The organism is Pseudomonas sp. SWRI111 (assembly GCF_014268555.1).
GTDB classification, from domain to species: domain Bacteria; phylum Pseudomonadota; class Gammaproteobacteria; order Pseudomonadales; family Pseudomonadaceae; genus Aquipseudomonas; species Aquipseudomonas hamedanensis.
Genome location: NZ_JABWQQ010000013.1, coordinates 12,337 through 28,816 on the forward strand (window position 1 = coordinate 12,337; position 16,480 = coordinate 28,816).

Sequence of the window (16,480 nt, forward strand, 5' to 3'; positions counted from 1 at the left end):
CGGCTGACTTTGGACCCTGTGGGAGCGGGCTTGCCCGCGAAGGCGGCTTCGAATTCACCACAGCACTCTGATGCATTCGCATTTCGCGAACGCCCATTGCCGAGAGAAGGCTGGATTCGCCGATCATCGTTCCTCTAGCCTTGGCGACATATTCCAAGAACAAGAGGTACCCCGCGATGACTGCCCCTTTGAGTGCGATCAAAGTGATCGAGATCGGCACCCTGATCGCCGCGCCGTTTGCCGCGCGCATGCTTGCCGAGTTCGGCGCCGAGGTGATCAAGATCGAAGCCATGGGCCAGGGCGACCCGTTGCGCAAATGGCGCAAGCTGCACGAAGGCACGTCGCTGTGGTGGTACCTGCAATCGCGTAACAAGAAATCCCTCGCACTCAATCTCAAATCTGCTGAAGGCATCGAACTGGTCAAGCAACTGGCCGGCGACGCCGACGTGATCATCGAAAATCTGCGCCCTGGCGCGTTGGAAAAACTCGGTCTGGGCTGGGACGTGTTGCATGCCTTGAATCCGAACCTGACCCTCGTGCGTATCTCTGGCTACGGCCAGACCGGCCCGTACCGCGACCGTCCCGGTTTCGGCGCCATTGGCGAGGCCATGGGCGGCATTCGCTACACCACCGGCAACCCCGGTTCGCCACCGGCGCGGGTCGGCGTCAGCCTCGGCGATTCGCTGGCCTCGCTGCACGCGGTGATCGGTGCGTTGATGTCGCTGTTGCGGGTCAAGACCGGGCAGGGCGGGGGACAGATTGTCGATGTGTCGCTGGCCGAAAGCGTATTCAACGTCATGGAAAGTCTGGTCCCGGAATACGACATGCTCGGCCATGTCCGCGAACGCAGCGGCGGCGCTTTGCCGGGCATCGCGCCCTCCAATACTTACCTCACCGCTGACGGCGCCTACGTGGTGATCGCCGGCAACAGTGACCCGATCTACAAGCGTCTGATGCACGCCATTGGCCGCGCTGACCTGGCCGAGGCAGAAGAATTCGCCCACAACGACGGGCGTGCGGCGAAGAGCGGCTTGCTCGATGCGGCCATCACCCACTGGACCAGCAGCCTGCCGATCGACGAGGTACTGGCCGCCCTCGAAGCCGCTGAGGTGCCGGCCGGGCGCATCTACTCGGTGGCTGACATCGTCGCCGATCCACACTATCAGGCGCGGGACATGCTGCTCAATGCAGAGTTGCCTGGCGGCGCAACGGTGAAAATGCCCGGCATCGTTCCCAAGCTCTCGCAAACCCCCGGCGCAGTGAACTGGTCCGGGCCGACACTGGGCCAGCACACTGACGCCATTCTCGCCAATCTTGGCCTGACTGAACGCGACATCGAACGCCTGAAAAGCCAAGGGGTGGTGCAATGATCACAGACTATTCGCACAAACTCATCGTCCAGGAGGTCTCACCGCGCGATGGCTTGCAGATCGAGCCGACGTGGGTTGAAACCGCTGACAAGATCGCCTTGATCAATCAACTGTCACAGGCTGGATTCAGCCGCATCGAAGCCGGCTCGTTCGTCTCGCCCAAAGCCATCCCGGCCCTGCGTGACGGCGAGCAGGTGTTCAACGGCATTCAGCGCCAGCCGGGGGTGATTTACGTGGCGTTGATCCCCAACCTCAGAGGCGCGCATCGGGCATTGGCGGCGAATGCCGATGAACTGAATCTGGTGATGTCCGCCAGCCAGACCCACAACCTGGCCAATATGCGCATGCGGTGCGAGGATTCGCTGGCCGCGTTTGCTGACATCGTCGCGTTTGTCAGCGGCTCGAGTGTGCGCCTCAACGGCAGCATCGCCACCACGTTCGGTTGTCCGTTCGAAGGCCAGATTGCCGAGGATCGCGTGCTGCAAATCGTCGACGCGTATCAGGAGCTCGGCATTCAGGGCATCAGCCTCGCCGACACCACCGGCATGGCCAATCCGCGGCAGGTCGATCGCCTGGTGCGGCGGGTGCTGCAGCGGGTTTCGCCGGCCGATCTGACCCTGCATTTCCATAACACCCGCGGCCTCGGCCTGTGCAATGTACTGGCCGCATACGAGGCCGGTGCACGACGTTTCGATGCGGCGCTCGGTGGCCTCGGTGGCTGTCCGTTTGCGCCGGGGGCGTCGGGCAATATCTGCACCGAGGACCTGGTGAATCTGTGCGATGAAGTCGGCATTGCCACCGGTATCGACTTGCCGCTGCTGCTGAAACTTTCGCGCGGCTTGCCACATCTTTTGGGGCATGAAGTTCCAGGCCAATTGGCCAAGGCCGGGCGTAACTGCGACCTGCACCCCATCCCCACCTAACCCTTGTGGGAGCGGGCTTGCTCGCGAATGCGGTGTGTCATTCAACACTGATATCGACTGATCTGACGCATTCGCAAGCAAGCCCGCTCCCACAGTTAAAAGCATCCAGCAGTACCACCAGACAACAAAAACAATCGGACGTCCATCGACAGTCCGCCTGGAGAAAAAACCATGAGCCTCAACGTATTGGAGGCGGGCGTGAATCCGTCCGTCGATCACGACGCCGAAAAAGCCCTGATCAGCAAAGTCGCCTGGCGCCTGATGCCGCTGATCATGGTCTGCTACCTGTTTGCCTTTTTCGATCGCATCAACATCAGCTTTGCCAAATTCCAGTTGCAGACCGACCTGAGTCTGAGCGACACCGCTTATGGCCTCGGCGCCGGGCTGTTCGTGGTCGGTTACGTGCTGTTCGAAGTGCCGAGCAACATGATGCTGTACAAGGTCGGCGCGCGGCGCTGGATTGCGCGGATCATGATGTCGTGGGGCGTGGCGACGGCGTTGATGGTCTTCGTCACCAGCGAATGGCAGTTCTATGCGTTGCGCTTTCTGATCGGCGCGATGGAAGCCGGGTTCGCCCCGGGCGTGCTGTATTACCTGACACTATGGTTTCCGCAGCATTTCCGTGGCCGCATCACGTCGATGCTGTTTCTCGCCTCGGCGTTCGCCGGACTGGTCGGCGCGCCGTTCTCCGGGCTGGTGCTGCAACACCTTGACGGTGTATTGCAGATGCGCGGCTGGCACTGGCTGTTCCTGCTCGGTGGCGTGCCGTGCATCGGTCTTGGGTTTCTGGTGCTTACGCAGCTCAAAGACCGCATCGAGGATGCGCACTGGCTCACCGCTGACGAAAAGAAACTGCTCTCCAGCCGCATCGCCCATCACGAGCCACACAAGAGCGGCGGCTCATTGCTCGCGGCGCTGAAAATTCCCGGTTTCCTGACGTTGGGTTTGATTTACTTCCTGATCCAGGTGGCGTCCTACGGCCTGAATTTCTGGGCACCGCAATTGATCCGCAGCGCCGGCACCGAAAGCCCGGTGATGATCGGTCTACTGACCGCCATTCCCTACATCTGCGGTGCGATCAGCATGGTGGTGATCGGACGCCTGTCCGATGCCACGGGTGAACGGCGCAAGTTTGTCGCCGGGCTGGTGGTCGTCGGCGCGATAGGCTTCTTCAGCGCGGGGATCTTCGCCAGCCACACGACATTTCTGATCGTCGCTCTGGGGCTGCTCGGCGCTGGCATCATCGCTTCGATTCCGAGCTTCTGGACCCTGCCACCGAAATTGCTGGCAGGCGCCGGTGCCGGCGCGGCAGGCGGGATCGCGGTGATCAATACCCTGGGGCAATTTGGCGGGATCGTCAGCCCGGTCATGGTCGGACGCATCAAGGACCTGACCGGCAGCACCACCCCGGCGCTGTATGTCATCGGCGTCGCGGCACTGATTGCGGCCGCTTTGCTGCTGTGGGGTTTGCCGCAGAAATTGCGCACGCTGGACAAGTATTGAGATTGGCGGCGTCTGTGAAGACGCCTTCGCGAGCAGGCTCGCTCCCACATTTGGAATGCGCTTTCGCAATTTGGAGTTGGCTTATTGAATCACAGGATAGAGGAGTGGATAGTACGCCGCTGAAAACGTTATCAAGGAGCGGCAAAGTGACAGCGAAGTCCATGTGGGTCGGCAGCGCAGTGCTCTGCGGGTGTTTGGTGGCGGGGCAGGCGCTGGCTGATTGCACACCGCCCGCCGTGTCGGGTGATCTGGATTTTTCGGTGTGCAAGGAATGGCCGGCTTATCCTGGACAGACCATCAGCGCCAAAGCAGGTTTCAAGCCCTCCGCTGATGACGGCGAAGGCGGCACGCACGGGTTTTATGATCTCGATTTGTCTGTTGCGCAAGACGGGCAAAGCAGCCCTGCCGCCACTTATGATCACGCCTCTGTATACGAATCGGATGGCGTCGCGTTATCGGACATGTCCCTTGATACGGCACGCTACACACTCACCACCGACCTTCGTGCCTTCGGCGTGCGTGCCCGTTTTACTAACGCATCGCGCCTCAATCCGCTGGAAGAAGTTCAGCTTTCGCTCTACGTCAGAGAGGGCGCAACGTTGCGCCCGGTCTTGCAAAAATTATTGGTTTACCAGTTCAGCGGTGAATGGGATGACGATTGCACCGGTCAGCGAAGTGAAATGACCAGAACGGTGGAAGTGGCTAAAACCCGCTCTCACGGTTACGCGGACCTTATCGTCAAGACTCAGCAGACTGGCACAACCAGTGCGGGAAAGGGGGAGGCTTGTAAGGACAGCTCCACAGTTTATAAACCTGCCCTGACCACATTGCGTTATGACGGCAAATCCTACGTGCTGCCCCAAGGCTTCAAAGGCTTGTAACCGGCCTGATTCAAACGACTTTTATCAAGGAAGAACACCATGTTTCCCCGTGCCCCTCTGCTGATTGCCCTCAGCCTTCTTGCCCTGGCCACTCAAGCCCAGGCGTCTTGCGACATCAAAGCCTTCGATGGCAAATCCCTGTCGCGCTGCAAGGTCTGGCCCTCCATGCAGAATCAGGCGATTGCCGTCAAATCCACTTATCTGGCGGATTCGGATGACGAAGACGTCGGGGTGTTCGATCTCGATCTGGCACTCGTCAATGCAAACGACGCCAAACCTATCGCCACTTACCGCAAACCCGGTGCTTACAACTCCGACGCCATCCGCTTCGATGACCTGCGCATCGACACCGGGCGCTATCGGCTGGCGTCGGATGTCAGGGCCTTTGGTCTGCGTTCGAAATTCGCCCACCGCTCTCGCGCTATGCCGTATGAGAAAACTGATCTGGCGCTGTATATCCGCGAAGGCAATGAGTTGCGACCGGTGCTTGAAGGCTTGGTGGTCTACAAGAACAATGGTGAATTCACCGGCGACTGCGACGGGTATGTCAAACAGGTTCGCCGCACCGTCGAGATCGGCCCGGCCAGCCACCATGGTCTGGCTGATCTGCTCGTCATCAGCAACGGCACGCGTGTGAAAAACACCCGGTCAGGCAAAGAGTGCCTCTCGAAAACCACGCACCTTAAACAAACCCGAATCACCCTGACCTACGACGGCGAGCAATACACTGTCCCCGAAGACCTCAGAGGGTACTGAAACGATGCTCACCGGCCTCAACCACCTGACATTGGCGGTCCGCGATCTGAATCGCAGCCTGCGCTTCTATCGCGATGTGCTGCAACTGCGCGTCGAGGCCACGTGGGATAGCGGTGCTTATCTGTCCTTGCCGGGGCTGTGGCTGTGTCTATCGCTTGATCCGTTGCGCAAGACCGAGCCCAGCGCCGACTACACGCATTACGCCTTCAGCGTGAGCGCGGCGGATTTCCCGGTTTTCGTGCAGCACTTGCGAACGGTCGACGTCGAGGCGTGGCGGGATAACCGCAGCGAAGGCGCGTCGTTCTACTTTCTCGACCCCGACGGACACAAACTGGAAGTGCACGTCGGCGATCTCGCCTCGCGGCTGGCGGCCTGTCGGCAGAAACCGTACGCCGGCATGCGTTTTCACGACGAACCGTGATCCGGCGTAGTCGGCTGATATAGACTGGCGGCCACGTGTTCTGGCACTTGCAGGTTTTCCATGACTCCATCGTTGCTTATGGCCATTCTGGCCTCGGGTTTCATCTACGGCATCACGCCGGGGCCAGGTGTGCTGGCGGTGTTCGGCATTGGCGCCGCTCATGGGCGACGGGCCGGGGCCGGATTTCTGTGCGGGCACTTGCTGGGCGATGTGGTCTGGTGCAGCACGGCGCTGATCGCGATTGTCGGCGCCCGGGAAATCGGCAGCACTGCGTTTGATGTACTCGGCGTGCTCAGCGGTCTGTATCTGTTCTGGCTCGGCTGGCGCGCCGTGCGTGCGCGGCGGCGCAACGGTGACGAGCCGCAGGGGGCGGCGCGCAATCCGTTCTGGCACGGCATCGTATTCGGGTTGACCAACCCCAAGGCCTACCCGGTGGCGGTGGCAACGTTTACCGCGTTGCTGTCGAGCCGCGCCGAATTGCTCAACTGGTCGATGCTGCCGGCGCTGATTGCCCTGAGTTTTGTCGGTGGCGCGCTGGCCTACGCCATCCTCATTGGCGTAGTCGGGGCGCAGCGGGTGCGCACGGTGTATCAGCGTCACGAACTGCTCATCACCCGGTTGTGCGGAGTGATGTTTATCGGTTTTGCTATCAACGCGCTGATGCACGCGCTGCCGGGGCTGATGCCGAACAAGGCGTGAGGTCCGGCAGAAGGCTGCCCGGCGGCGCGTGCGCGTTCACTGACGGCGCCGTTCGTCGCGGCCCGGAGGATTTTTCTAAACCTTTGACCGTCAAAGGATTCCTAACTGAGGCGGGCGTTGGCTCGCCACGAACATTTCAGCCGCAGGGCGCTCCAGTGCCTGCTTGAATTTTCAACGAAGGAGGGCGCGACCATGAGCCGGATGGCCACCCGTATACGCAACGTCAGTTTTGCCGCCCTGTTCAGCCTGTGCGCGAACAGTGCCTTTGCCCAGTCGCCTGCCGAATTCATCAACGATGCGTCAGCCAAAGGCATGGCCGACATCGAGGCCAGCCGCTTGGCCCACGGCAAAGCCGAATCCAAAGAGGTCAAGGATTACACCATCGTCGTCATCAACGACCGCACGACGGCCAACCAGCATTTGGCGAAAATCGCCAAGAAGCTCGACCTGCCTGTCGCGCCCCGTGAAGAACTGGCCGACAAGGCCAAAGCGCTGATGCCGCAAGTGCAGGACGGCGCCACGTTCGATCAGGCCTACGCCGCCAGCCAGGTCAAGGCCACTGAAGAGGCCATCACCCAGATCGAGCAGCAGGCGAAGACCACCGACGTGCCGGAAATCAAAGCCTTTGCCGATGAGACTTTGCCGAAACTGCAGAGCCATCTGGAGAAGGCCCGCGCGTTGCAGGCCAGTCGCTAATCTCACCGAATGGTTGTAACGCGGCCCGAGCCTTCGGCGGTACCTGCTTGATGCAGGCACTGCCGAAGGTTTTTTTGCGCCCGCCAGTTGAAATGCGATGTGTCCCCTATGGGAGCGAGCCTGCTCGCGAAGGCGGAGTTTCAGGCGAACCACTATTCGCTGACACACCGCATCCGCGAGCAGCCTCGCTCCTTGTCTGTTGCCCTCACTTGAATTGCTCAGCACTCATTCAGATTCTGTTTCGGTTTGCTCTTGTCCCCCAGCCCGTCAAGATTGAACACCTCGCTTTCGCCCAACGAACGGTAATGCCGGCGCAACGCCTCAAGTTGCTTGAGATCCAGCGCCTCCAGCCCGAGCATCGCGTTCTGCGCTTCCTTGTTCACCCGCAGCAACTCATCAAGCTTTAAATGCAGAATGTCGGTGTCACGGTTTTGCGTGTTCTGAATCAGGAAGACCATCAGGAACGTAATGATCGTCGTCGAGGTATTGATGATCAGTTGCCAGGTATCGTTGTAGCCAAAAATCGGTCCACTCAAACCCCACAACCCAATCAGGATCAACGCCCCCATGAACGTCTTCGGGCTACCGGCCCACAGGGCAAGTTTCTGGGCGATTTTTGCGAATTTCATGATGGAAGTCCTTGTTTTGGGAGCTTGAAATTCAGACAGCGGCGTTGCGCTGAAAATTCTGTTTACAAAGTCATGCCGCAGGACTTTGGTAGGGAAGGCACGCCGCGCGGATCGCTGTATCGTATCGGCAGCTGTTTTTCCCACGTTGCCAGAACGCCCCGACAGGAGAACGTCATGAGTTGGTCTGCCCAGCAATACGTCGCTTTCGAAGATGAACGCACCCGCCCGGCCCGTGATCTGCTGGCGGCGATTCCCACAGCGCAGGCGCGGGCGGTGGTGGATATCGGTTGTGGGCCTGGTAATTCCACGGAATTGTTGGTGCAGCGGTTTCCCGAGGCGAATGTCAGTGGTCTGGACAGTTCGGCGGACATGATCGATGCCGCGCGCAAGCGCCTGCCCGGGTTGCAATTTGAGGTGGTCGAAATCGACCGATGGGCCGATGCCGGCCCGTTCGATGTGATCTTCGCCAACGCGGTCCTGCAATGGGTGCCTGATCACGCCTCGTTGCTGCCAGCCCTGGTGAGCAAACTTGTCGCCGGTGGCAGCCTGGCGATCCAGATGCCGGATAACCTCAACGAACCGTCCCACCGCTTGATGCGCGAAGTGGCCGCCAACGGGCCGTGGGCGAGCAAGCTCAGTGGCGCCGCCGGGCAGCGCACCGACATGGCGAGTGCCACTGAGTATTTCTCGATGCTGCGGCCGCATTGCTCGCGCGTCGATGTCTGGCGCACCACTTATCACCATCAGTTGCCGGGTGGGGCGGCAGGGGTGGTGGAGTGGTTCAAGGGCAGCGGGTTGATTCCGTTTCTGAGCCCGTTGACCGAGGAGGAGCGGGCGCAGTATCTGGAACGGTATCTGGCAGCTGTTTCAGAGGCTTATCCAGCATTGGCTGATGGCTCAGTGCTGTTGCCGTTTCCCCGGCTGTTTATTGTTGCGACCCGGTGAATGCGGCGTCTCTCTGTTTTAGTTCGACAGGTTGTTTCAGGTCGGCGCGACTCTGGAAAAGAACTCAGTCGGTTCCTTCTCCCTCGTGAGAGGGCCAGGGTGAGGGGCCGGGTGGGCAGCGCTGAATTTCGGGCAAAAAGAAACCGGTCATTGCGACCGGTTTTTTATGCGATATCTCTCTGCATCAGACACTGGCGAGCAGGCATTCATAAGGAATACGCAAGCCATCGTGCAGACGTTTGATCATTGCCAGACTCAGCTTGCGCTTGCGGTTCAACACTTCCGAAACACGGCCGCTAGTGCCGATAAAGGGCTCAAGATCCCGCGGCGTCAAACCTTGCTGATCCATACGAAATTTGATGGCTTCAATGGGATCAGAAGGCGGCATCGGAAAATTCTTCTCCTCATACTTTTCAATCAGCAGCGCGAGAATTTCCAACTCATCGCCTTCCGGCGATTCGATTTCTGCACCCCACAGCTGTTCCATGCGCAGCAATGCTGCGGTCAGGTCTTCGGGGCTACGAATGGGTTTGATGTTCATTAAACGGTCTCCGCGTTGATCTGGTCGTATTGAGCGTGGGTCCCAACGAAGCGGATAAAGCCGAGTTGCCGTTGGTAGTCGATCGCCAGAATCACTCGATATTTATTCCCGCCGATATTGAATACCACCCTGGCTCCCCTGAGGACACTGGCCGTTCTCAGCTCGGCTTTAACCTCTTGCGGAGTTCGATAAATCGCCTTTTCCATATGGCGGTACCATTCAACAAGCGGTGTTTTAGCATCAGCATGAGCTGGTGTGCTTTCCCAAAATTGTCTTAGCGTCGCTCTTGCAATTATCCGCATCCATGCCTCCTCCCGATATGGGAGATGTTAGTCGTTACTCAGTGGAGAGGCAATCTTGAATGCGCCTTTCGGACGGGCGTTCAACATTGAATTTCAAGGCATGTACTGGATGCATTGGTGCAAGCTTCAAACATGAAAAAACCAGCTACTGAGAGCCGGTTGGTCAGTAAGAGTTTTTTAACCTTGCTGCAATACCTTCAACGCCGCCGAAGCCAGAAATCCCGATCGGCTTTTTTCCTCTGGATGATGCAACACGTATTCATCAATGCGGTTGAGCAAGCGCCCTGGCAGAGTGATGTTGAGCTTCTGTGCTTTGCCCAGGTATTTGACCACGTCGATATCCACTACCGCCCACGCGCATCCGGCGTACTTCGGATTGGCGACATGCAGGCCCAATTTGCTGGCCGATGGAATCGGCGCACCGTCGTCTGCCAGAATTTCGAAATGACCTTCAATCGCCTCGCGCGCCATGGCGACGGCGTCATCAAGGTCATCGCCGGCAGAAAAACACCCGGGAATGTCCGGCACCTCAACTCCCCAAGCGTGTTCCTCATCGCCTATTGAAATCGCAATCGGGTAAAGCATGTTCGTGATCCTCCATGGCAGTGCTGAGAACGGATTCAGAGCATGGCCTGTTGCAAAATACTGATGGCCGTTTTTTTGAGCAGATCCTTTTTCGGATGCGGCACCGTTACCAGTCCAGGTTTGGTCGGATGCTTGAAGTGATGATGGCTGCCCCTGATGCGCACCAGAAACCAACCGTCTGCGACGAGTTGTCCGATTAAAAAACGGCTATTCACAACACCTCCTTGTGGTGTGCTTGGTGGTTACTATACCTACTGATCTGTGCAGATCAATAGACTTGCTACCGTGCGGCCATGGGTGCCGTCCGGCAAGGTGGCCAAGTCAGTCTAGGCCGCGCATATTTCGAGGAGAGGTGGGTGTGTTGCAGTGTTTTGCCATGAAAATTAACGCGGCAAAACGGAGGCGCATCAATCAGCCTGTAGCGACTGGTTGAGCGAACGTAGCTGTCGGTTCAACGAAGGAGGGCGGCGTTGATATCGATCCTGTTTTGAATGACTTGCAAAGTCTCTGGGGTTATCTCGTTCGGAAGCAGCTCGGCAGCAATTGTCGAAAACCGGCTGGCAACAGCGCAAATTCGATCAATCACGTCCTGCGCTTTGTGGCTGGAGACTTCCGCTTCCTGTGCAAGCCGCAGCACCTCTTTACGGCCAATTTGCAAAGCTTCACCCATGACATCCATTTGGTGATAACCGCCGGGCCCTTCGCAAAAGGTTACGTCGAAGGCAGGCGACAACTTCCACTCACCGGCAGACGACATGAGATAGGCAAAATTCTTCGGATGATCGTCCCGGTTGTTGAATGCGACGTTGAAAACCGCACGTTCGAAGGCCAGCGCTTTTTCGCGCACGTCATTCGTGCAGTGATGGGTAGCGCGGAGAAAGTTCACGTAATCCAATGCGCCGGGGGATCGAAAGTCGGCTCCAGTCAGGGCTGCGAGACTCTGCATGGGGATGCGCAGGCCGTTCTGTCGATCAAAGCGTTTGCTGGCGAAAGCGGACATCCCGTCAGGCAGGCGGAAGTGTTGGCTATCAGGCGTCTCAATGCCGCACAAACGCAGGCATTGTGAATAGGCCATTTCGACTGCGCAGACTTCGGGATGCTCGCCCTGACCGGGGAATTTCACTAGCCAGGCTTCGAATCCAGAAGCAGCCGCTGTGGTAAACGTTCCGTTTTCGGGATCGCGATATACCAAACCCTTGGGTCTGGCACCTTGCGGCGAGCCACCCACCAACAATAATTTCTGCAACAACTCTGTACCTTCACCGTTGAGCACTTCGCGTACTTCAGCCGCCAGCACTTCAATCGGGCCATGGGTAGCCGCTACCAGTAGCTCGGGAGCGACAGGCTCGAACGACATGGCGCCCATCGCGTTTCCGCCGACGTAGGCCAAACGCTCCAGAGGACCAATGCGCGCAGCGTTGAGGCCGCGACGTTTGAACAAGCGATCCATCAGAAGCATGCCCCAACCATCCGGCAACGCATCATATACAGGGCCGGGAAGACCCATTTGATGCGATGGAAAATCTCGCCGTAGTTTCCCACCCGCTAAAGGGAGGCGAAGGGAGGACAGTTCCAAGCCTTTTTTCTTTGCCTCGTCGCTGTACTCGAACACGATCAACGGACGCCCGGTCAAGGCTGTGGTGGAAACAAGCGATCCCCACAGCCAGCGCTCACCCCAACCGTCGTAATAAACGTCAACTCTTTCAAGCATTATCAGGTTTCCTTTTGATGCGCTGACGCTTGGCGCTGTTTTCGTAACGCAGAATGTCTTCCAGGGTTTCGAGCTTCGGCTGGAACAGGTCTTCGAGTTCTTTTCCTCGCCCGAGCACCATTGCAACGCGCACCAGACTCTCGAAACCGACGTTACGTCCAGACTCCAGATTGGATACGGTGTTTATTCCGATACCGGCGCGTGCAGCCACATCAGCCTGAGTCATTTCCAAAGCGAGCCGTTCCTTACGAAGCCGACCGCAGATGCGTTTGACGATTTCGGCGGGTGTGCTGAGATCAAGGTCCAGCATGACAGAATCTCTTAATGAACAAAGGAAACGTCTGAAGTAAATCCAAAATAACAGATGTTACGTGCCATCGATTCAGATAAAACACGTAAAAATGGATTTAATTTACTCGGAATGTGTTCTTTTGAAACTGAAAGGTTTTCCCTGAAATTGTCTTCTACCAAATTCCAGACACAAAAAAACCGACCATCAAGGCCGGTTTTTCTATTGCTGCATCCCTCGTCAGACAACACAACGCGAGATCAATATTCGGTGGAGCGGGTAGAGGGAATCGAACCCTCATCTAAAGCTTGGGAAGCTTTCGTTCTACCACTAAACTATACCCGCTCAAAGCGGCTGACTTTGTACCAGACTCGGCCACGGATTTGAAGTTTTCTTTTCTATCCGATGGCTTTCGTACGCATAAAGCGGTCAATCGCGAGCAAGGGCTGCGCCGGGCAAACAAACACCTCAAGCGTGCAGCCTTGCCCGCGATGACGCTGTTTCAAATGGCCAATGCATGTTGATCCTGCACAAACGAGTAGCGCATTCGGCTGGCCTGCGGCGCAGGTTTCAGAAAGCCGAGCAGGGCGTTCTGGCTGTCGCGGCAGGCGGCTTTGTGCTCCATGTCGAGAAAGTGCCCGGTGGCTTGCAGAGTGGTGAAGGTGCTGTGCGCGACGTGATTGCCGAACAGGCGTGCATCTTCGGCGGCGGTGTATTCGTCCCATTCGCCGTTTAAAAACAACACCGGTACGTTGATTTTTTTGGCCGCATTCAAATAGCACTGCCGATCGCTGTGCAGCACGTCGTTGATGTGGAAGTGCATCTGCCCGTATTCATGCTCGGCCAGGCTGCTGACGTGGCGGTAGTTGAAGCGTTTGAACAACGACGGAAGGTGTTTGCCGATGGTGTTGTTGACCAGATGGCCGACCCGGTCGCCGTCGCGGCTGCCGAGATAGTCGACGCCGCGTTCGAGGTAATCGAGCATGTGCGCGTTGATTACGGGTGAGAACGAGCTGATCACGGCTTTTTCGATGCGCCGGGGCTGCTGGGCGAGGGCGACCAGCGTCGCGGCGCCGCCCCAGGAGAACGACAGCACGTGTTCGGCGGCGAAGTGGTCGATCAGCTCCAGCAGAATCTGCCCTTCGACTTCCTTCGTCAGATGTTTCTCGTGCAGGTTGTGGGCTTTTGACCGTCCCGCGTAGGGCTGGTCGTAGCAGACCACGTTGAATTGCGGGTGCAGGTTTTTCACGGTCTGTGCAAACGACGCAGTCGTGGCCATCGAGCCGTTGACCAGAATGATGGTCTTTTCTGCGGCGTCTGCGCGATAGAACTCCGTGTAAACCCGATACTGACCCTGTATATCCAGCACAGCGATTTCTGGCCTCATGTCATAAGACTCCTGGCAAGCAAGCGGGTATGCGCGCAATCGAGATTGCACGAGCTTTGTGACAGGTAGGCATACGCCTGAAATTTGCTGGCCCATGTCGATCCGGTACGGCAGGTCGACGGGTGTTGTTATTGGCGGGCAGATTGCCGGCTGAGGCGCAGCCCTTGAGGGCAGACGACCGACAAAAAGTTTCTTGGAAGTATGTGGTGACTCATCGGTCACATTTCGGCCGACGTCCTGATTCAAGCAGGGGACTCAGGATCACGCAAGTGCCGTTGGCAAATTGTTCGACAACTTCGGCTGAGCGGTCGCCGGCTTAGAACAAATGAATCTCTTCGGTGCGTAAAGCGCGGTATTCGCCCGGTTTTAGCGCGTTATCCAGGGCCAGCTCGCCCATCGATTCGCGGTGCAGGCGCAAGACTTTGTTGTCGAAGAAACCGAACATGCGCTTGACCTGATGATAACGGCCTTCAACGATGCTCAACCGCGCCGAGCGTGGGCCGAGCAGATCGAGCTGCGCCGGTTGCGTGGTCAGGTCCTCGAAAGCGAAGTAGATGCCCTTGGCAAATTGCAGCGCATAGTCCGCGCCGATGTCCTGCTCGGTCTCAACGTAATAGACCTTCGGCAGTTTCGTTTGCGGCTGGGTCAGGCGGCGCGACCAGGCGCCATCGTTGGTGATCAACATCAGACCGGTGGTATTGAAATCCAGACGCCCGGCGATGTGCAGGTCGTCCTTGGCTGGCTCATCGAACAGGTCGAGCACGGTCATATGCTGCGGATCACGGGTGGCGCTGACGCAGCCTGGCGGTTTGTGCAGCATGAAGTAGCGCGCTGCCTTGCCGCTCTGCAGGACCTCATCGTCGACTTCGACCCGGCTGAACTCCAGCACCTCAGTGTGCGGATCGCTGACGATTTTTCCGTCGACCCGCACGCGCTTTTCCACCAGCAACAGGCGAACCTGCTGGCGGTTGTAGCGGGGCAGATTACTGAGGAAACGGTCGACGCGCATGGTCAGATTTCAACGGATAAAGGGCCGCGCATCTTACGGGATCGCTGGCTTGGCCGCTTGCAGTTGCGCCTCGACCTGGGCGCAACGCGGACACAGGCAGGACTTGTCGCGCAATGCTGGGGGCAGAGCTTCAAGCACGGCCGGGTCGATCGTCACGGAGTAGCACCAGCATTCGCGGTCGGCGGTACGCGGGTCGGCGAGGCTGCAATCGTTGCGTGCGCCGCAGGCCGGGCAGTGGTCGGGTTTGACGTCGGTATCAGGCATAGGTCGAGTGCGGCATTTCCATGCAGGTGCGGTTGCGCCCGGTTTGTTTGGCGCGGTACATCGCATGATCGGCCCGGGACAGCAGACTGTGCAAGGTGTCCTCGCGTTGCAGGGTGGTGGCACCGATGCTGACGGTCAGATGAAGGCTGTGGCCGTTGTAGGCATATTCGTGTTGTTCGACGTGTTGACGGATCTTCTCGGCAATTTTCTGACCGGTGTCACCGTCGGTGTCCTTCAACAAAACGATAAATTCCTCACCGCCCCAGCGGCAGACGATATCGGCATGGCGCAGACAGCTTTGCAGATCCCGGGCGAAACCGATCAGTATTTGATCGCCGGCCATGTGCCCATAGGTGTCGTTCAACGCCTTGAAGTGATCGAGGTCGAGCAGCAACGCGGTCAGCGGTCGGGTCTCGCGTTGGGCTTCGTGCAGGGCTTGCACAGCGAGAATGTCGAAGCCGCGGCGGTTCGGCAGTTCCGTGAGGCTGTCGAGGGTGGCCTGGGCGTGGATTTTGCTCTGGAAGCGCTTGATCACGCGGTTGAGCAAGGCCAGCACGCTCAACGTCACCAGCAGGCAGATCAGCAGATTGAGATACAGCGACTGGCGGATTTCACTCAGCGCGCCGTCTTCGCGTTTGTCGACAAACAGGTACCAGTTCAACTCGGGGATAAACCGCACGTTGAGAAAATGCCCCTGGCCGTGGGTGGAATATTCGTAGCTGCCGCTGTGCGGTTTGGGCAATTGGCTGACCAGACTTTTCATGCTCTCCAGCTCGCCGAGGCCCTGGCCAATGCGCGCGCCTTCCGGGCCACCCTCGGCGCCGGTCAAGACGAGGCGGCCAAAGGTATCAACGAAGTAGACGCTGCGTTGATAACGCTGTTGATACTTGTCGATCAGTTTGATCACCGCATCGACGGTCAGGCCAACGCCTGCCGCGCCGATGAAACGGTTGTGATAGTCGTAGACCTTGTAGTTGATAAAAAACGTCAGGTTGTCCTTGTTGGCCAAGTCCGGGTCGACGTTGATCTCATACGGATCTTTCATGTCGCGCACGCGGAAGTACCAGGCATCGCGCGGCTCATCGATCTTGACCTGTTTGAGCACGCCTTTGGCGTGGTAATAGGTCAGGCTGGTGTTGGAAACGAAAAACGCGGTGTAGGCGCCGTAATGGGTCATCACCTCGTCGAGGTAGCGGGTCATCTGCTCGGGGTTCTGCTCACCGTTGACCACCCAGTCGCGCATGAAGGTGTCGCGCGACATCATCGAAGAAATGAGGATCGGCCGGACCAGGTCTTTCTGGATTTCCGAATAGACCGTATCGGACGTCAGCGGCAGTTCGGTGTTGACGATGTTGTCGCGGATCGACGCGCGCGAGGCGTAATAGCTCAGCAGCGACGTGGCGAGAAACCCGGCGCCGAGCAGGGCGACCAGGGTGAGCACCAGTGAGCGTTGCGAGTACAGCGAAGAACGAAGCGGCATGGCAGTTCCGTTGGCAGTGGCCCGATGGGAAGCATTCTAGTGGCACTGCGCGCAAATAACTGCTCCCTGTGCGGCGCGAATGGTCGTTC

Annotated in this window: 20 protein-coding genes and 1 tRNA gene; 9 read left to right on the forward strand and 12 right to left on the reverse strand. The window is 58.2% G+C overall.

What is annotated here, in order from left to right; all coding sequences use genetic code 11:
- Positions 1-176: 176 nt before the first annotated feature.
- The 8 genes from HU755_RS16050 (at position 177) to HU755_RS16085 (ending at position 7,249) form a co-directional block, all read left to right on the forward strand.
- Entirely contained in the window at positions 177-1,370 is a 1,194-nt protein-coding gene (locus HU755_RS16050; protein ID WP_186634362.1) for a CaiB/BaiF CoA-transferase family protein, read from the forward strand.
- On the forward strand, positions 1,367-2,293 hold the full coding sequence (locus HU755_RS16055) for a hydroxymethylglutaryl-CoA lyase (protein WP_186634365.1): 927 nt from the start codon (positions 1,367-1,369) through the stop codon (positions 2,291-2,293). The genes HU755_RS16050 and HU755_RS16055 overlap by 4 nt, the downstream gene beginning before the upstream one ends.
- A 171-nt stretch (positions 2,294-2,464) precedes the next feature.
- Complete coding sequence (locus HU755_RS16060; RefSeq protein WP_186634384.1) at positions 2,465-3,796, forward strand: MFS transporter; 1,332 nt, start codon at positions 2,465-2,467, stop codon at positions 3,794-3,796.
- Positions 3,797-3,900: 104 nt separating this feature from the next.
- On the forward strand, positions 3,901-4,677 hold the full coding sequence (locus HU755_RS16065; protein ID WP_346655437.1) for a hypothetical protein: 777 nt from the start codon (positions 3,901-3,903) through the stop codon (positions 4,675-4,677).
- 39 nt (positions 4,678-4,716) lie between these two features.
- Entirely contained in the window at positions 4,717-5,433 is a 717-nt protein-coding gene (locus tag HU755_RS16070) for a hypothetical protein (RefSeq protein WP_186634386.1), read from the forward strand.
- Positions 5,434-5,437: 4 nt separating this feature from the next.
- Positions 5,438-5,854, forward strand: a complete 417-nt coding sequence (gene fos / locus HU755_RS16075; RefSeq protein WP_186634388.1) for a fosfomycin resistance glutathione transferase — start codon at positions 5,438-5,440, stop codon at positions 5,852-5,854.
- A 60-nt stretch (positions 5,855-5,914) separates the two neighbouring features.
- Positions 5,915-6,553, forward strand: a complete 639-nt coding sequence (locus tag HU755_RS16080; RefSeq protein WP_186548950.1) for a LysE family translocator — start codon at positions 5,915-5,917, stop codon at positions 6,551-6,553.
- A 192-nt stretch (positions 6,554-6,745) separates the two neighbouring features.
- Positions 6,746-7,249, forward strand: a complete 504-nt coding sequence (locus tag HU755_RS16085) for a DUF4142 domain-containing protein (RefSeq protein ID WP_186548949.1) — start codon at positions 6,746-6,748, stop codon at positions 7,247-7,249.
- 218 nt (positions 7,250-7,467) lie between these two features.
- Here the strand turns inward: HU755_RS16085 and HU755_RS16090 are convergent, their stop codons facing one another.
- Positions 7,468-7,878, reverse strand: a complete 411-nt coding sequence (locus HU755_RS16090; RefSeq protein WP_186621950.1) for a low affinity iron permease family protein — start codon at positions 7,876-7,878, stop codon at positions 7,468-7,470.
- A gap of 174 nt (positions 7,879-8,052) precedes the next feature.
- Between HU755_RS16090 and tam the strand changes: the two genes are divergently transcribed.
- Positions 8,053-8,823 carry a trans-aconitate 2-methyltransferase gene (gene tam, locus HU755_RS16095; RefSeq protein ID WP_186634390.1) on the forward strand — a complete coding sequence of 257 codons (771 nt, stop codon included), beginning with the start codon at positions 8,053-8,055 and terminating at the stop codon, positions 8,821-8,823.
- A 184-nt stretch (positions 8,824-9,007) separates the two neighbouring features.
- On the opposite strand, the gene HU755_RS16100 is transcribed toward tam, so the two are convergent.
- The 11 genes from HU755_RS16100 to HU755_RS16150 form a co-directional block, all read right to left on the reverse strand.
- Entirely contained in the window at positions 9,008-9,364 is a 357-nt protein-coding gene (locus HU755_RS16100; RefSeq protein WP_186621947.1) for a type II toxin-antitoxin system HigA family antitoxin, read from the reverse strand.
- Complete coding sequence (locus tag HU755_RS16105) at positions 9,364-9,666, reverse strand: type II toxin-antitoxin system HigB family toxin (RefSeq protein WP_186621946.1); 303 nt, start codon at positions 9,664-9,666, stop codon at positions 9,364-9,366. The genes HU755_RS16100 and HU755_RS16105 overlap by 1 nt, the downstream gene beginning before the upstream one ends.
- A gap of 177 nt (positions 9,667-9,843) precedes the next feature.
- Positions 9,844-10,251 (reverse strand): type II toxin-antitoxin system HicB family antitoxin, encoded by a 408-nt coding sequence (locus HU755_RS16110; RefSeq protein ID WP_186634392.1) that lies wholly within the window; start codon positions 10,249-10,251, stop codon positions 9,844-9,846.
- 35 nt (positions 10,252-10,286) lie between these two features.
- Positions 10,287-10,466, reverse strand: a complete 180-nt coding sequence (locus HU755_RS16115; protein ID WP_016771297.1) for a type II toxin-antitoxin system HicA family toxin — start codon at positions 10,464-10,466, stop codon at positions 10,287-10,289.
- A 236-nt stretch (positions 10,467-10,702) separates the two neighbouring features.
- Positions 10,703-11,962 (reverse strand): type II toxin-antitoxin system HipA family toxin, encoded by a 1,260-nt coding sequence (locus HU755_RS16120; protein WP_186634394.1) that lies wholly within the window; start codon positions 11,960-11,962, stop codon positions 10,703-10,705.
- Positions 11,955-12,272: a helix-turn-helix transcriptional regulator gene (locus tag HU755_RS16125; protein WP_186634397.1), complete on the reverse strand. Its 318-nt coding sequence runs from the start codon at positions 12,270-12,272 to the stop codon at positions 11,955-11,957. Before HU755_RS16125 ends, HU755_RS16120 begins: the two co-directional genes overlap by 8 nt.
- 250 nt (positions 12,273-12,522) lie before the next feature.
- Positions 12,523-12,596: transfer RNA gene (locus tag HU755_RS16130), tRNA-Gly, on the reverse strand.
- A 157-nt stretch (positions 12,597-12,753) separates the two neighbouring features.
- Positions 12,754-13,638 (reverse strand): alpha/beta fold hydrolase, encoded by an 885-nt coding sequence (locus HU755_RS16135; protein WP_186634398.1) that lies wholly within the window; start codon positions 13,636-13,638, stop codon positions 12,754-12,756.
- A gap of 316 nt (positions 13,639-13,954) precedes the next feature.
- Positions 13,955-14,647 (reverse strand): pseudouridine synthase, encoded by a 693-nt coding sequence (locus tag HU755_RS16140; protein ID WP_186634400.1) that lies wholly within the window; start codon positions 14,645-14,647, stop codon positions 13,955-13,957.
- 33 nt (positions 14,648-14,680) lie between these two features.
- A complete protein-coding gene (locus tag HU755_RS16145; protein WP_186634403.1) occupies positions 14,681-14,911 on the reverse strand; it encodes a cysteine-rich CWC family protein in 231 nt (76 codons plus the stop codon).
- On the reverse strand, positions 14,904-16,391 hold the full coding sequence (locus HU755_RS16150; RefSeq protein WP_186621940.1) for a sensor domain-containing diguanylate cyclase: 1,488 nt from the start codon (positions 16,389-16,391) through the stop codon (positions 14,904-14,906). Before HU755_RS16150 ends, HU755_RS16145 begins: the two co-directional genes overlap by 8 nt.
- Positions 16,392-16,480 lie beyond the last annotated feature (89 nt).

What these genes read in the sequence shown, in the direction of transcription:
- HU755_RS16050 (WP_186634362.1), top strand. Translation starts at nt 177, where the DNA reads ATGACTGCCCCTTTGAGTGCGATCAAAGTGATCGAGATCGGCACCCTG.
- HU755_RS16055 (WP_186634365.1), top strand. Translation starts at nt 1,367, where the DNA reads ATGATCACAGACTATTCGCACAAACTCATCGTCCAGGAGGTCTCACCG.
- HU755_RS16060 (WP_186634384.1), top strand. Translation starts at nt 2,465, where the DNA reads ATGAGCCTCAACGTATTGGAGGCGGGCGTGAATCCGTCCGTCGATCAC.
- HU755_RS16070 (WP_186634386.1), top strand. Translation starts at nt 4,717, where the DNA reads ATGTTTCCCCGTGCCCCTCTGCTGATTGCCCTCAGCCTTCTTGCCCTG.
- fos (WP_186634388.1), top strand. Translation starts at nt 5,438, where the DNA reads ATGCTCACCGGCCTCAACCACCTGACATTGGCGGTCCGCGATCTGAAT.
- HU755_RS16080 (WP_186548950.1), top strand. Translation starts at nt 5,915, where the DNA reads ATGACTCCATCGTTGCTTATGGCCATTCTGGCCTCGGGTTTCATCTAC.
- HU755_RS16085 (WP_186548949.1), top strand. Translation starts at nt 6,746, where the DNA reads ATGAGCCGGATGGCCACCCGTATACGCAACGTCAGTTTTGCCGCCCTG.
- HU755_RS16090 (WP_186621950.1), bottom strand. Translation starts at nt 7,878, where the DNA reads ATGAAATTCGCAAAAATCGCCCAGAAACTTGCCCTGTGGGCCGGTAGC.
- tam (WP_186634390.1), top strand. Translation starts at nt 8,053, where the DNA reads ATGAGTTGGTCTGCCCAGCAATACGTCGCTTTCGAAGATGAACGCACC.
- HU755_RS16100 (WP_186621947.1), bottom strand. Translation starts at nt 9,364, where the DNA reads ATGAACATCAAACCCATTCGTAGCCCCGAAGACCTGACCGCAGCATTG.
- HU755_RS16105 (WP_186621946.1), bottom strand. Translation starts at nt 9,666, where the DNA reads ATGCGGATAATTGCAAGAGCGACGCTAAGACAATTTTGGGAAAGCACA.
- HU755_RS16110 (WP_186634392.1), bottom strand. Translation starts at nt 10,251, where the DNA reads ATGCTTTACCCGATTGCGATTTCAATAGGCGATGAGGAACACGCTTGG.
- HU755_RS16120 (WP_186634394.1), bottom strand. Translation starts at nt 11,962, where the DNA reads ATGCTTGAAAGAGTTGACGTTTATTACGACGGTTGGGGTGAGCGCTGG.
- HU755_RS16125 (WP_186634397.1), bottom strand. Translation starts at nt 12,272, where the DNA reads ATGCTGGACCTTGATCTCAGCACACCCGCCGAAATCGTCAAACGCATC.
- HU755_RS16135 (WP_186634398.1), bottom strand. Translation starts at nt 13,638, where the DNA reads ATGAGGCCAGAAATCGCTGTGCTGGATATACAGGGTCAGTATCGGGTT.
- HU755_RS16140 (WP_186634400.1), bottom strand. Translation starts at nt 14,647, where the DNA reads ATGCGCGTCGACCGTTTCCTCAGTAATCTGCCCCGCTACAACCGCCAG.
- HU755_RS16145 (WP_186634403.1), bottom strand. Translation starts at nt 14,911, where the DNA reads ATGCCTGATACCGACGTCAAACCCGACCACTGCCCGGCCTGCGGCGCA.
- HU755_RS16150 (WP_186621940.1), bottom strand. Translation starts at nt 16,391, where the DNA reads ATGCCGCTTCGTTCTTCGCTGTACTCGCAACGCTCACTGGTGCTCACC.